This is a genomic window from Streptomyces sp. NPDC012637 (assembly GCF_042954805.1).
Classification (GTDB): domain Bacteria; phylum Actinomycetota; class Actinomycetes; order Streptomycetales; family Streptomycetaceae; genus Streptomyces.
This window is the reverse complement of the sequence record NZ_JBIBDS010000007.1, coordinates 538,354-552,297: the sequence shown is the minus strand read 5'-3', so window position 1 is coordinate 552,297 and position 13,944 is coordinate 538,354. Positions and strand designations below refer to the sequence as shown.

Sequence of the window (13,944 nt, the reverse complement as noted above, 5' to 3'; positions counted from 1 at the left end):
CCGCCCCGCACTTGGAGCCCCTCGTGCCGCACCTGGACATTTCCTACTACGGCCGGGAATTCACCGACGAGCAGAAGGACCGGCTGGCCAAGGCCCTGTCCGACGTCGTCGTCGAGCACTTCTCGACCTACGACGGAGCCGTCTCGATCTCCCTGCACCCCGTGGACCAGCAGGACTGGCAGGACCGGGTCTTCGCACCCCGGATCACCGCTCTGGCCGACCGGCTCATCAAGCGACCGGACTACCGCTCCGCCTGAGCCGGCCCGCCCGGGCCTCTGCTCCGGCCGGCCCGGATCCGCCCTGCGCACCGCGTATCGGTCATCCGAACCACCGGCCGTCCGAGCCGCCGGTCCACCACCCGCACCGCCGCCCGGTCATCCGAACCGACGGTGCACCAACCGAACTTACGAGAACCCTGCTGAGAGGCACCCGCCATGACCGACTCCCTCGGCCCCCGACTCAAGGTCGGCGTCGTCGTCCCCTCGACCAACACCTCGGCCCAGCCCGAGCTGGAGGCCCTGCGCCCGCATCAGGTCACCAACCACATCGGCCGGATGGTGATCGGCGACGACTCCATGGTCGACGAGCCCGGCTTCGACCACGTCATGCACAGCATCCGCAACTCGACCCACCCGGCGATCAAGAGCGTCGTCAGCTGCAACCCCGACACCGTGATCATCGGCGTCTCCCCGGAGAGCTACTGGGACGGACCCGACTCCCACGACCGCGTCCTCGCCTCCATGCGCGAGGCCGCCGGCGGCCTGCCCGTCATCATGAGCCCCGACGCCATCAAGGCCGCGCTCACCGCCTACGAAGCCCGCAGAATCGCCGTCATCACGCCCTACCTGCCCGTCGGCGACGACTCCGTCAGCCGCTTCTTCAAGGACAGCGGCTACGACGTCGTGCGCATCCAGGGCCTCGGCATGCCGAGCCCCGCGAGGATCTCGCACGTCTCCGAGACCGAACTGCGCGACGTGGTCCGGCAGATCGACGGCCCGGACGTCGACGCCATCGTCCAGGTCGGCACCAACGTGGCCATGGCGCGCGTCGCCGCGGTCGCCGAGTTCTGGACCGGCAAGCCCGTGATCTCCAACAACACCGTCCTGTACTGGCACGCGCTGCGGCAGAACGGCATCCAGGACCGCGTCCACGGCCACGGCTCCCTGCTCTCCGAGCACTGAGCCGAAGGCCCTCCCTCCCTCCGACCGACCGACGGCCGGGGCCCGTCCCGACACCGACGGGCCCCGGCAAACTGGAGAACTCCCGTGACCAGCACTGGCAGTAGCGAAGCGACCGCGACCGCACTGCGCCCCCAGCCGGCGCCCACCGAGGAGCGGCTACCCATCCTGAAACTCCTCGCGTTCACCGCGGCGGGTTTCCTGGCGATCATGACCGAGACGATGCCCGCGGGTCTGCTCCCGCAGATCGGGCGGGGGCTCGACGTGTCGGACGGCCTTGCGGGACAGCTCGTCACGCTCTACGCCATCGGATCCGTGATCGCCGCGATCCCGGTGATCGCCGCGACCCGCAGCGTGCGGCGCAGGCCGCTGCTGCTCAGCGCCGTCGGCGGTCTCTTCGTCTTCAACACCGTGACCGCCCTGTCCACCGACTACGCCGTCACGCTCGGCGCCCGTTTCGTCGCCGGCATGGCCTCCGGCGTGATCTGGGGCCTGCTCGCCGGCTACGCGCGCCGCCTGGTGCCCGAGAACCTCCAGGGCCGCGCCCTCGCCGTCGTCGGCGTCGGCCAGCCCATCGCGCTGACCGCCGGTGTCCCGCTCGGTACCTGGCTCGGCTCGGTCTTCACCTGGCAGGGCGTCTTCTGGGTGATGTCCGCCGTCGCGCTCGCCCTGATGATCTGGGTGCGCGTCCTGGTGCCCGACTTCCCCGGCCAGGCCGCCGAACAGCGCCGGCCGATCCGCGAGATCTTCGTGACGCCCGGCATCCGCCCGATCCTCGCGGTGATCTTCCTGTGGATCCTCGCCCACAACATCCTCTACACCTACATCTCGCCGTTCATGAGCGAGGCGGGCCTCGGCGAGCGCGTCGACGTCATGCTCCTGGTCTTCGGTGCCACGGCCATCGCGGGCATCTGGCTGACCGGCCTGTTCGTCGACCGCAAGCTGCGCCTGCTCACCCTGGTCAGCCTCGCAGGCTTCGCCGCCGCCTCCCTGGTCCTCGGCATCGGCCACTCCTCGCCGGCCGCCGTGATCGTCGGCGTCGTCGCCTGGGGCCTCACCTTCGGCGGTGCGCCCACCCTGCTCCAGACGGCCATCGCGGACGCCGCCGGCGACGGCGCCGACGTGGCCCAGTCCATGCTCGTCACCATCTTCAACCTGGCCGTCGCGGGCGGCGGCGTGGTCGGCGGTCTGCTCCTGGAGTCCTCCGGCCCCGCCTCCTTCCCGTGGGTCCTGCTCGCGCTCGCCGCCCTGGCCTTCGCGGTCGTCGGCTCGGCCAAGGCCGGCTTCAAGCCCGGCACCCGCGGCGCCGCCTGACGGCGCCGACAGGTCCCCGTACGAAAAGGAGCCCGGCCCTCTCGTGTGAGAGGGCCGGGCTCCGGGGCTCCGAGCGATCCGGACGCCGAGCGATCCGGAATCCCGGGATCCGGGCCGTCGGCGGTCCGTGGCCGGGACCGGTCATCGGCACGCTGGCCTGCGGTTTTGTCCGAACTGGCACGCCGTATCCTCTTCTCGGGGTGGGAGGAAAGAGGAGTCGTGTTCGAGGAAAGGCCGTTCGGGGCCCTTCTGCGCGGCCTGCGGCAGCAGGGCCGGTTGACGATGGAGGAGCTGGCCGAGGCGTCGGGTGTGAGCGTCCGCGCCATAGGCGACATGGAGCGAGGGCGCAGCCGGGTTCCGCAGCGGCGCACGGTGGTGGCGCTCGCGGAGGGCCTCGGGCTCGCGGACGCGGAGCGGGAGGAGCTCCTCGCCGCGGCGCGGACGGCACGTCCGACGCGCGCGGTCGCGGCGGCCGGGACGGTCGTCCCGCCGCGGTCGGTGGGCGACTTCACGGGGCGCGAAACGGAACTGTCGCTCCTGCGGGAGGCGGCGGAACGGGCCCGTGCCGGCGGGGAGGTGTCGGTGTGGGTCGTCTCGGGTCCTCCGGGGTGCGGGAAGACGACGCTGGCGCTGAAGGCGGCGGCGGACCTGGCCGAGGAGTTCCCCGACGGGCGTTTCGTGGTGGACCTGCACGGGGTGGAAGGCCCCGTGGACACGGGTGAGGCGCTGCTGAAGCTGCTGAAGGCCCTCGGGGTGTCGGACCGCCGGCTGGCGAAGGAGGAGCCGCAGGGCCACGCGGGGCTGCTGCGCGCGCTGCTGCGCGAGCGCCGGTGCCTGGTGGTCCTGGACAACGCCCGCGACGAGGGACAGGTCCGTCCGCTGCTGCCCGCCGGCGGGCGGAGCCTGGTCCTGGTCACCAGCCGACGGCCCTTGACCGGACTCGAGGACGTCGACCGCCTGGCACTGTCGCAGATGGCACGGGCGGACGCGGTCGAGCTGCTGCGCCGGATCCTGGGTCCGGAGCGGGCCGACGCGGAGGCCGAGGCCGTGGCGCAGGTGGCGGAGCTGTGCGGGCACCTGCCGTTGGCGCTCCGGGTCGCCGGCAACTGGCTGACGATCCGTTCGGGGTGGAGCGTGGCCCACCTGGTCCGCCGCCTGGCCGACGAAGAACGCCGACTGGGTGCCCTGGCCGCGGGCGACGTGAAGGTGGAGGCCGCCTTCGAGCTGTCCTACCGGCAACTGACCGGCCAGGCCGCCCGGTTGCTGCGGCTGCTGAGCCTGGTCCCGGGGCCGACCATGACCGCCGCCTACGGCGCCGCCCTCACCGCGACCGGTGTCTTCGACGCCGAGGACGTGATGGAGGAGCTGGTCGAGGCCGGCCTGCTCCAGACCACCTTCACCGGCCGCTACCAACTGCACGACCTGTTGCGGCTGTTCGCACGTGCCCGGCTGTCCGTCGAGGAGGAACCCGGCGAGCGCGAAGCGGCCGACGAGCGGCTGCGCACGTGGCTGCTGGAGACGGCCGTGGTCGCGGGCCGCTGGTACAAGCCCGCGTACGGGGCCCCGCCGCCCACCTGGCAGGGCCTCGTGCCGCTGGAGAGCGCCGACGAGGCCCGGGCCTGGCTGGACGGCGAGGCGTTCGCCTGGTTCGCCGCCCTGCGGGGCGCGGCGGAGCGGGGGGAGCACACCAAGGTCGTCGAGACGGCCGACGCCCTGGAGTGGTACTGCGCCCTCTCGCTCTTCTGGGGGCACTGGACGGAGGTCTTCCGCCTGTCCAGCGAAGCCGCCGCCGCCCTCGACGACCCTTACCTGCAGGCCGTCCACCTCAACCACTACGCCGTCGTCCTGGGCCCGACCGAACACCGGTACAGGGAAAGCATCGAACGGGCGGACGAAGCGCTGGAATACGCCCGCCGCGCCCAGGACACCTCCCAGCAGGCCTGGGCACTCGTCAACGCGGTGCTTCCCCACCGGCGGCTCGGCGAGTTCCAGCAGGCCTTCGAGAAGGCGCGTGCCGCCGCCGACCTGTTCGAGGCCGCCGGCGAGCACGAGGGCTGGATCGAAGCCATGGGCCCCCACGGCGTCACCCTGCGCGAACTCGGCCGTGCCGAGGAGGCCCTGACCCAGCACCACCGCATCATCGCCTTCCTCGACGAAGCCGACTGCCCGGTGAGCGGGCACGCGGCCGACACCTACCGCGCCTACGCGTACGGTGCTCTCGGCGACGACTACGCCGCTCTGGGGCGGTGGCGCGAGGCCGCCGACCACCTCCGCAAGGGGCAGCAGCAGTTGCACAGCATCGGCATTCCGCACGTCGAGGGCATGACGCTGCTGCGCCTGGCCGAGGCCCTGGTCGAACTGGGGGAGACCGAGGAGGCCCGCTCCCGCCTGCGGCAGGCGCTCGCCCTCGGTGACGCGGTCGACAGCAAGGAGCTGGAGGCCGCGCGGAAGCTCCTGGACTCGCTCCCCGTGGACTGACGACGGGGGCGGCTCAGCCGCCGTGCCGGTGCAGGGCGACGTGCACCGTGTCGAGGGCCTGGACGAGAGCGGCGCGGGCGGAGTCCGTGTCGCGCAGCGCATCGAGCACCATGAAGCCGTGGACGGTGCCGTGGTAGCGCATGGACACCACCGGTACGCCGGCCGCCCGGAGCTTGGTCGCGTACGCCTCGCCCTCGTCGCGCACCACGTCGGCCTCGCTGGTGACCACCAGTGCCGGAGGGAGTCCGGTGAGCTGATCCAGGGACGCCCGCAGCGGTGACGCGGTGGCCTGGCTCCGCTGGCGTACGTCCGGCAGGTACTGGTCCCAGAACCAGCGCATGGTCTCGCGGCCGAGGAAGTAGCCGCTCGCGAACTCCTCGTACGAGGCGGTGTCGCAGCCGGCGTCGGTGACCGGGCAGAGCAGCACCTGCTGCAGCAGCCGCACCCCTCCGCGCTCCTTCGCGAGCAGGGTCAGCGCCGCCACGAGGTTCCCGCCCGCCGAGTCGCCCACGGCGGCCATCCGGCTGCCGTCCAGGCCGATCTCTCCGCCCTGCTCGCATATCCACTTCGCGACCGCGTAGCACTGCTCGACGGCGACCGGATAGCGGGCCTCCGGGGCGCGGTCGTACTCGACGAAGACCACGGCCGCGTCCGCGCCGAGCGCGAACGCGCGCACCAGGCGCCGATGGGTGTCGGCGTCGCCCAGGGCCCAGCCGAGACCGTGCAGGAACAGCACGACGGGGAGCTCGCCGACGCTGTCCGCCGGCCTGACCACCTGCACCGGTACGTGACCGGTCGGGCCGCCCGGCAGGGCCAGCCACTCCGTGGAGGTGGCCTCCTCCTCCGCAGGATCGGGGACGTCCTCCCTCTGGAGCCGTGCGAGGTCCAGACGCGCTCGTCGCAGATCCGCGCCGTCGGCCGACGGCGGGCAGGTGTGCCGGGCCACGAATGCCCGGGTCGGCTGGTCCAGGACCGGGTGCCGGGCGGACGAAGGGACGAAGTCGGTCACACACGGTCTCCTGCCGGGAGGGCCTGAAGCGAAGGGGAGGTTCGGTGCACCGGTTCGCCAAATGGGGCGGCGGAACGCCGGGCGACGGCGGTCGGGCCGGGCACCGCGCGCCGCGGGCCCTGGGCGGCCCGCGCGGCTCCGAGCGGGGACCTTACCCGCTGTGCGGCGGGAGGTCAGCCCCTCACCGGTCCCGCGGGGCGGCGCGCAGGTCGCGCCATTCCCGCGGGGAGACGCCGTAGGCGGCGCGGAAGGTCCGGCTGAAGTGGGCCGGGTTGACGAAGCCCCACCTCTGGGCCACGGCGGACACGGTGGGGGCCGTCCTGCCCCGGCGGGCCAGTTCCCGGCCGCACTCCTCCAGGCGCCGTTGCCGGATGAGCCGGCCGACGGTGGTTCCCTCGCCCTCGAACAGCCGGTGCAGGTAGCGGACGGAGATCCGGTGCGTCCGGGCGATGCTCTCGGGTGACAGGCCGGGGTCGCCCAGGTTCCGGTCGATGTGGTCGCGGACCCGCAGCATCAGGTGGTTCCGCGCGTCCGCGTCCGCGTCCGTGTCGGCCGGGTGGGCCCGCTCGGCGATCAGCGTGGCGAACAGGTCGACCACGTTGCCGGCCAGCCGGTTCGCGACGGCCGGCGGGTAGCCGTCGGCCGAGGAGGAGGCCAGGCCCGCCAGGAACGGCAGGAGCATCGCGCCGAAACCGTCGCCGGTGCCGATGGCGTTGCCCGTGACCTGCCGGATGTCCTCGTCCGCCACGCCCAGCGTGCGGCGCGGGAGTTGGAAGACGTGGGTGGCGAACCGCTCCGGGTAGTCGAAGGAGTACGGCCTGGTCGTGTCGTACACCACCAGGTCACCCTCGCCCACCTCGGCCCGTCGGCCGTCCTGGACGAAGGTGGCCGTGCCGGACACCTGGACACCGACCCCCACCAGCGCCTCGGACGACCGGGCGATCAGGGCCGGCGTGCGGCTGACGCGCTCCGCGTCGGCCTCCATGGTGGAGACCTGGAGGTATCCGAGGCGGGCGGTGGAGATCCGGCCGTCGAACGGTCCGTCGCCCCGTGGGGCCACCGTCATCGGCACCAGCGCCCTGCTCACCGCGTCGTTCCAGTACGCGACCTTGTCACCGTCCGGGACGGAGGCGGTCGTCAACACCAAGCTCACACTGTCTCCGCTCAGGGGGAGTGACTCCGGGGCAGCGAGGGGAGCGCGACCGGGCCGCTTCGGCGGGGCCCGGGCTCCTGCCCGCACCCACAGCCAAGCAGCGGGCGGGTCCTGCCTCCAGGCAGAACCACAGGCAGGAATCGCGGGAGCCGACGGGCGGTCCGGCGGCGGTGCGCTCAGGGGCAAGACGTCGTGCGTCGTACGACAACACGCGGCGTTCCCGCGGCCGTAGCGTCACGGCGCCGCGTGCCGCACACAGCCGCGGACCAGTTGCTTCGCATCCCTCAGCACCAAGGAGTCGACCCGTGCCGTACATCACCGTGGGCCAGGAGAACACCACCGCCATCGACCTCTACTACGAGGACCACGGCACCGGGCAGCCGGTCGTCCTCATCCACGGCTTCCCGCTCGACGGCCACTCCTGGGAGCGCCAGAGCGCCGCCCTGCTCGACGCCGGCTACCGCGTGATCACCTACGACCGCCGCGGGTTCGGGCAGTCCTCCCAGCCGACGACCGGCTACGACTACGACACCTTCGCGGCCGACCTGAACACCGTGATGGAAACCCTCGACCTGAAGGACGCCGTCCTCGTCGGCTTCTCCATGGGCACCGGGGAGGTCGCCCGCTACGTGTCCGCGTACGGCTCCGCCCGCGTCGCCAAGGTCGCCTTCCTGGCCTCGCTCGAGCCCTGCCTGCTGAAGAGCGACGACAACCCGGACGGCGTGGCCCCGAAGGAGTTCTTCGACGGCGTCGTCGCCGCCGTCAAGGCCGACCGCTACGCCTACTACACGGCCTTCTTCAACGACTTCTACAACCTCGACGAGAACCTGGGCAGCCGCATCAGCGAGGAAGCCGTCCGCAACAGCTGGGACACCGCCGCCGGCGGCGGCTTCTTCGCCGCTGCGGCCGCCCCGGCCACCTGGTACACCGACTTCCGCGCCGACATCCCGGCCGTCGACGTGCCCGCCCTGATCCTGCACGGCACCGCCGACCGCATCCTCCCGGCCGAGGGCACTTCGCGCCCCTTCCACAAGGCGCTGCCGTCGGCCGACTACGTCGAGATCGAGGGCGCCCCGCACGGCCTGCTGTGGACCCACGCCGAGGAGGTCAACAGCGCCCTCCTCGCCTTCCTGGCGAAGTGACGCCCCCGCCCGCCGGTCCACCGGACCGGCGGGCGGAAAGGCCCGTCAAGTGCCTGTGCTCCGCAGCTCAGCCGGGCCGATAGCCTGGGAAAATGCTTACCGAAGTGACAGCGACCCGCTATGTCACCCCCTTGCGTGAGGGCGGCTCGCTCCCCGGGATCGTCGAGGCCGACGACCTCGGCACCTACGTCATGAAGTTCACCGGCGCCGGGCAGGGGCGCAAGACCCTCGTCGCCGAGGTCATCTGCGGACAGCTGGCCCGGCGGCTCGGGCTGCGGGTGCCGGAGCTCGCCGCGATCCAGCTCGATCCCGTCATCGGGCTCTCCGAGCCCGACCAGGAGGTGCAGGAGCTCCTCAAGGCGAGCGGCGGGCTCAACCTCGGCATGGACTTCCTGCCCGGGTCGCTCGGCTTCGACCCGCTCGCCTACGAGGTCGACCCGAAGGAGGCCGGACGCGTCGTCTGGTTCGACGCGGTGATCAACAACGTCGACCGCTCCTGGCGCAACCCGAACATGCTCGTCTGGCACGGCGACCTGTGGCTCATCGACCACGGCGCCACCATGATCTGGCACCACAACTGGCCCGGCGCCCAGGCCTCCGCCGCCAGGCCGTACGACGCCTCCGACCACGCCCTCGCGCCCTTCGGGCCCGACGTCGCCGCCGCGGCCGCCGAGCTGGCCCCGCTCGTCACCCGGGAGCTCCTGGAGGAGGTCGCCGCGGACGTGCCGGACGAGTGGCTGGTCGACGAACCCGGCTTCACGAGCACCGACGAACTGCGCACCGCCTACGTCGAGGCGCTGCTGCCGCGCGCCGCGACCATCCACGAGCGCGTCACCCTCGGCCCGCGCACCGAGCGCCGCCCCCAGCAGCCCCCGGGCTGGCTCGCCGAACGCCTCGCCCCCCGGCCGCACGCCGCCGAGCCGCACGCCACCGAGAAGGACGGCACCACGTGACCGACCGCGATGTCTTCGAGTACGCGCTGCTGCGCGTGGTGCCGCGCGTCGAGCGCGGCGAGTGCTTCAACGCGGGCGTGGTCGTCTACTGCCGCGCCCGGTCCTTCGTGGCCGCCCGCACCCACCTGGACGAGGCCAAGCTGGCCGCGCTCGACCCGCGCGCCGACGTCACCGGCGTCCGGGCCGCGCTGCACGCGGTCGAGGGAGTCTGCGCGGGCGGCGAGGCCGCGGGCCAGGCGGCCCGCGACGACGCCGGCCGGCGCTTCCGCTGGCTGATCGCCCCGCGCTCGACGGTGGTCCAGCCCGGCCCGGTGCACACCGGCCTGACCGCCGACCCCGAGGCCGAGGTGGAACGCCTGCTCGACCTCCTCGTGCGCTGACTCGTTCCGCGCGTCTCGCTGGGCGGCGCGCGGTGATCCTGTGCACCCGGTGGGCCGTTGACACCGGGTGCCAGGGCTTCTAGCGTCTCGTCCTACGGGCGATACTAAGCGGTCGCTCACCTCTCCTGGGGCGGTTCTCCGGGGGAGCGGTCGGGCCGCGGGGTAGGGACCGTACACAGGGACGTTCCAAGGGCGAGGAGAACAAGCATGTCCACCACCGAGCAGCGCGTAGCCGTCGTCACCGGTGCGGCGCGGGGCATCGGAGCCGCCACCGCGATCCGGCTCGCGGCCGAGGGCCGCGCCGTGGCCGTACTCGACCTCGACGAGGCGGCCTGCAAGGACACCGTCGAGAAGATCACCGCCGCGGGCGGCACGGCGCTCGCCGTCGGCTGCGACGTCTCCGACGGCGCCCAGGTGGAGGCCGCCGTCGCGCGGGTCGCCGCCGAGCTCGGCGCGCCCACCATCCTCGTCAACAACGCCGGCGTGCTCCGCGACAACCTGCTCTTCAAGATGACCGAGTCCGACTGGGACATCGTGATGAACGTGCACCTCAAGGGCGCGTTCCTGATGGCCAAGGCCTGTCAGAAGCACATGGTGGACGCGGGCTTCGGCCGGATCGTCTCGCTCTCCTCCTCCTCGGCGCTCGGCAACCGCGGCCAGGCCAACTACTCGGCCGTCAAGGCCGGTCTGCAGGGCCTCACCAAGACCCTCGCCAAGGAGCTCGGCAAGTTCGGCATCACCGCCAACGCGGTCGCCCCCGGCTTCATCGTCACCGAGATGACCGCACAGACCGCCGAGCGCGTCGGCATGGGCTTCGATGAGTTCCAGGCCGCCGCCGCCTCCATGATCCCGGTCCAGCGCGTCGGCCGTCCCGAGGACGTCGCCAACGCCATCGCCTTCTTCACGGGCGACGACGCCGGCTTCGTCTCCGGCCAGGTCATGTACGTGGCCGGCGGCCCGCTCAACTGACCCGCGGCGCGGAGGAGGCACAGTCATGAGCGCGAAGGAACTGCCCGAGCTCTCGGGCAAGGTGGCGCTGGTCACCGGCGCGAGCCGGGGCATCGGCTACGGCATCGCCGAGGCCCTGGTGGCCCGCGGCGACCGGGTCTGCATCACCGGGCGGGGCGAGGAGGCCCTCAAGGAGGCCGTGGAGCGGCTCGGCGCCGACCGGGTACTCGCGGTGCCCGGCAAGGCCCACGACGAGGCCCACCAGGCCGCGGCGGTCGAGGCCACCATGGAGGCCTTCGGCCGGGTCGACTTCCTGGTCAACAACGCGGGCACCAACCCGGTCTTCGGTCCGATCGCCGACCTGGACCTGAACGTCGCCCGCAAGGTCTTCGAGACCAACGTGGTCTCGGCCCTCGGTTTCGCCCAGCAGACCTACCGTGCGTGGCAGAAGGATCACGGAGGGGCGATCGTGAACATCGCCTCGGTCGCCGGAATCGCCGCGTCGCCGTTCGTCGGCGCATACGGAATCAGCAAGGCGGCCATGATCAATCTCACTCTCCAGCTGGCGCACGAATTCGCGCCCATGGTCCGGGTGAACGCGATCGCACCGGCCGTGGTGAAGACGAAATTCGCCGCCGCGCTCTACGAGGGCCGGGAGGTCGAGGCGGCCGCCGGGTACCCCCTGGGCCGGCTCGGCGAGCCGCGGGACGTCGGCGGTGCCGCCGCCTTCCTCACGTCCTCCCAGTCGGACTGGATCACCGGTCAGACGCTGGTCGTCGACGGCGGCATTTTCCTGAACGCCGGTGTCGGGTGACCGGTATCCGGACACCCTGCTGAATTCTTGACCGGTTTGGACCCGGTTATACGAGAAATGCCTCGAGTGCCCCGCCAGGGCAGCGCATTGACCTGGCGGGGCGCTGCGGTATGGTCGGCCGACCCCAGGCTGAACGAGGAGCGTGCACGTGTTCAACCGGACCAGTCTGCAGGCCGCTGCAGCCCTTGCGTCCATATCCCTCCTGTCCGGATGCAGTGTGTTTTCGGACAGTGAATCCGCAGCTGACCAGAGAATCGTCGTGGGGACGACGAGTTCTCCCACGACCCTCGATCCGGCGGCCGCCTGGGACAATTCCTGGGAACTCTTCCGGAATGTCTTCCAGACCCTTGTCGCGTTTCCCACCGGCAGCACCATCCCCAAGCCGGACGCCGCGGACTGCGCCTTCAAGCAGGGCTCCTCGAGCCGGGTCTACGAGTGCCGCATCCACGACGGTCTGACCTTCTCCAACGGTCACAAGCTGGACGCCGAGGCCGTCAAGCACTCGATCGAGCGGATCCGCACGATCGACGTCGAGGGCGGCCCCAACGGCATGCTGGGCTCGCTCGACAAGATCGACGTGGTCGACCCCCAGACGGTGGTCTTCCGGCTCAACCAGCCCGACGCCACCTTCCCGTTCGTCCTCGCCACCCCGGCCATGTCGCTCGTCGACCCGGCCGAGTACCCGGCGGACAAGCTCCGCGAGGACGGCAAGCTGGTCGGCTCCGGCCCGTACGTCCTCGACTCGTACACCGAGGGCGAGAAGGCCGAGCTCAGCCGCAACCAGAGCTACAAGGGCTTCGCCGACCGCAAGAACGGCGGCGTGACCATCCGGTACTTCAAGGAGTCCGAGCCGATGGTCGCCGCCCTGAAGAAGAAGGAGATCGACGCGACCTACCGCGGTCTGACCGCGGAAGAGGTCGTCGACCTCCAGGCCGACAAGCCGGAGAACCAGGGCCTCCAGCTCGTCGAGTCCACCGGCGCGGACATCCGCTACCTGGTCTTCAACACCAAGGACTCCTCGGTCGCGAAGCCCGCCGTCCGCAAGGCCATCGCCCAGCTCGTCAACCGCGACGAACTGGTCAACAAGGTCTACCAGGGCACCGCCGAGCCGCTGTACTCGATGGTTCCCAAGGGCATCGCCGGCCACACCACCAAGTTCTTCGACCGCTTCGGCTCGCCCGACGCCGCCAAGGCCAAGAGCATCCTGCGCTCGGCCGGCATCACCGAGCCGGTGAAGCTGGACTTCTGGTACACCACCGACCGCTACGGTTCCTCCACCGGGCCCGAGTTCGCCGAGCTCAAGCGCCAGCTGGAGGCCTCCGAGCTGTTCGAGGTCACCCTCCACGGCAAGCCGTGGAAGGAGTTCCAGGCGGGCTACCAGAAGGGCGAGTACCCGGTCTTCGGCCGCGGCTGGTTCCCCGACTTCCCGGACCCGGACAACTTCATCGCCCCCTTCGTGGGCAAGAAGAACGTCCTCGGTACGCCCTACGTCAGCCCCGAGATCACGGAGGAGCTGCTGCCGAAGTCCCGGCGCGAGAGCGACCGCGCGGCCGTCACGGACGAGTTCACGCAGGCCCAGGAGATCATGGTGCAGGACGTCCGGCTGCTGCCGCTGTGGCAGGGCAAGCTGTACATCGCGGCGAGCGAGGACATCGCCGGCGGCGAGCGGGCCCTCGACCCGCAGACCGTCATGCAGATGTGGGAGCTGAGCCGCCGCACCAGCTGGTAGCACCCCACGGGACCCGGGCGGCGGGCGGCGTTGTCAGTGGGCACCGGTAGGTTCTCGTTCGGAGTAAACGAACGTCCACCGGAGGATCCTGACGTGACCGACACCGACCTGCTGCCCGAGTCCTGGCGCGGCGTTCTCGGCGAGGAGCTGGAGCAGCCCTACTTCAAGGAGCTCACCGAGTTCGTCGAGGAGGAGCGGGCCAAGGGGCCGGTCTTCCCGCCGCGCGAGGAGGTCTTCGCCGCCCTCGCCGCCACCCCGTTCGACCAGGTGAAGGTCCTGATCCTCGGCCAGGACCCGTACCACGGCGAGGGCCAGGGCCACGGCCTGTGCTTCTCCGTCCGCCCGGGCGTCAGGACGCCGCCCTCGCTGCGCAACATCTACAAGGAGATGCAGGCCGAGCTCGGCCACCCGATCCCGGACAACGGCTATCTGATGCCGTGGGCCGAGCAGGGCGTCCTGCTGCTCAACGCGGTGCTCACGGTCCGCTCCGGCGAGGCCAACTCGCACAAGGGCAAGGGCTGGGAGAAGTTCACCGACGCCGTCATCAGGGCCGTCGCCTCCCGTCCCGACCCGGCCGTCTTCGTGCTGTGGGGCAACTACGCCCAGAAGAAGCTCCCGCTCATCGACGAGGAGCGGCACGTGGTGGTGAAGGGCGCCCACCCCTCGCCGCTGTCGGCGAAGAAGTTCTTCGGCTCCCGGCCCTTCACGCAGATCGACGCGGCCGTCGCCGCCCAGGGCCATGCGCCGATCGACTGGCGCATCCCGAACCTCGGCTGACCTCACCGGATCCGGCGCGCCGTGTGCGGCCACGGGGCGCCGGATCCGGCAGGCTCGGAGGGGGACCGA

Annotated in this window: 13 protein-coding genes; 11 read left to right on the top strand and 2 right to left on the bottom strand. The window is 71.6% G+C overall.

What is annotated here, in order from left to right; all coding sequences use genetic code 11:
* Positions 1-23 precede the first annotated feature (23 nt).
* The 4 genes from ACFY8W_RS28270 (at position 24) to ACFY8W_RS28255 (ending at position 4,970) form a co-directional block, all read left to right on the top strand.
* Positions 24-257: a tautomerase family protein gene (locus ACFY8W_RS28270; protein ID WP_391110911.1), complete on the top strand. Its 234-nt coding sequence runs from the start codon at positions 24-26 to the stop codon at positions 255-257.
* Between the two features lie 177 nt (positions 258-434).
* A complete protein-coding gene (locus tag ACFY8W_RS28265; protein ID WP_391110908.1) occupies positions 435-1,181 on the top strand; it encodes an arylmalonate decarboxylase in 747 nt (248 codons plus the stop codon).
* 84 nt (positions 1,182-1,265) lie between these two features.
* Positions 1,266-2,492, top strand: coding sequence for an MFS transporter (locus tag ACFY8W_RS28260; RefSeq protein WP_391110906.1), 1,227 nt, complete (start codon positions 1,266-1,268; stop codon positions 2,490-2,492).
* 219 nt (positions 2,493-2,711) lie between these two features.
* Complete coding sequence (locus ACFY8W_RS28255; RefSeq protein ID WP_391110902.1) at positions 2,712-4,970, top strand: helix-turn-helix domain-containing protein; 2,259 nt, start codon at positions 2,712-2,714, stop codon at positions 4,968-4,970.
* Positions 4,971-4,983: 13 nt separating this feature from the next.
* Here the strand turns inward: ACFY8W_RS28255 and ACFY8W_RS28250 are convergent, their stop codons facing one another.
* Together ACFY8W_RS28250 and ACFY8W_RS28245 are read right to left on the bottom strand one after the other, a co-directional pair.
* On the bottom strand, positions 4,984-5,979 hold the full coding sequence (locus tag ACFY8W_RS28250; protein ID WP_391110899.1) for an alpha/beta hydrolase fold domain-containing protein: 996 nt from the start codon (positions 5,977-5,979) through the stop codon (positions 4,984-4,986).
* Positions 5,980-6,160: 181 nt separating this feature from the next.
* Positions 6,161-7,123, bottom strand: a complete 963-nt coding sequence (locus ACFY8W_RS28245) for a helix-turn-helix domain-containing protein (RefSeq protein ID WP_391111087.1) — start codon at positions 7,121-7,123, stop codon at positions 6,161-6,163.
* A gap of 314 nt (positions 7,124-7,437) precedes the next feature.
* Here ACFY8W_RS28245 and ACFY8W_RS28240 point away from each other — a divergent pair, with 314 nt between their 5' ends.
* The 7 genes from ACFY8W_RS28240 to ung all read left to right on the top strand — a co-directional run bounded on the left by ACFY8W_RS28240 (position 7,438) and on the right by ung (position 13,875).
* Entirely contained in the window at positions 7,438-8,274 is an 837-nt protein-coding gene (locus ACFY8W_RS28240) for an alpha/beta fold hydrolase (protein WP_391110896.1), read from the top strand.
* 92 nt (positions 8,275-8,366) lie between these two features.
* Entirely contained in the window at positions 8,367-9,227 is an 861-nt protein-coding gene (locus ACFY8W_RS28235) for a HipA family kinase (protein WP_391110893.1), read from the top strand.
* Positions 9,224-9,607 (top strand): DUF3037 domain-containing protein, encoded by a 384-nt coding sequence (locus ACFY8W_RS28230; RefSeq protein ID WP_391110890.1) that lies wholly within the window; start codon positions 9,224-9,226, stop codon positions 9,605-9,607. The genes ACFY8W_RS28235 and ACFY8W_RS28230 overlap by 4 nt, the downstream gene beginning before the upstream one ends.
* 207 nt (positions 9,608-9,814) lie before the next feature.
* On the top strand, positions 9,815-10,576 hold the full coding sequence (gene fabG, locus ACFY8W_RS28225; protein ID WP_391110887.1) for a 3-oxoacyl-ACP reductase FabG: 762 nt from the start codon (positions 9,815-9,817) through the stop codon (positions 10,574-10,576).
* A 25-nt stretch (positions 10,577-10,601) separates the two neighbouring features.
* Positions 10,602-11,369 carry a glucose 1-dehydrogenase gene (locus ACFY8W_RS28220; protein ID WP_391110884.1) on the top strand — a complete coding sequence of 256 codons (768 nt, stop codon included), beginning with the start codon at positions 10,602-10,604 and terminating at the stop codon, positions 11,367-11,369.
* Positions 11,370-11,517: 148 nt separating this feature from the next.
* Positions 11,518-13,098 carry an ABC transporter substrate-binding protein gene (locus tag ACFY8W_RS28215; RefSeq protein ID WP_391110881.1) on the top strand — a complete coding sequence of 527 codons (1,581 nt, stop codon included), beginning with the start codon at positions 11,518-11,520 and terminating at the stop codon, positions 13,096-13,098.
* A 93-nt stretch (positions 13,099-13,191) separates the two neighbouring features.
* On the top strand, positions 13,192-13,875 hold the full coding sequence (ung, locus tag ACFY8W_RS28210) for a uracil-DNA glycosylase (RefSeq protein ID WP_391110878.1): 684 nt from the start codon (positions 13,192-13,194) through the stop codon (positions 13,873-13,875).
* The last annotated feature ends 69 nt before the right edge of the window (positions 13,876-13,944 follow it).

Coding starts and splice junctions, on each gene's coding strand:
- ACFY8W_RS28220 (WP_391110884.1), top strand. CDS start 10,602: ATGAGCGCGAAGGAACTGCCCGAGCTCTCGGGCAAGGTGGCGCTGGTC.
- fabG (WP_391110887.1), top strand. CDS start 9,815: ATGTCCACCACCGAGCAGCGCGTAGCCGTCGTCACCGGTGCGGCGCGG.
- ACFY8W_RS28265 (WP_391110908.1), top strand. CDS start 435: ATGACCGACTCCCTCGGCCCCCGACTCAAGGTCGGCGTCGTCGTCCCC.
- ACFY8W_RS28235 (WP_391110893.1), top strand. CDS start 8,367: ATGCTTACCGAAGTGACAGCGACCCGCTATGTCACCCCCTTGCGTGAG.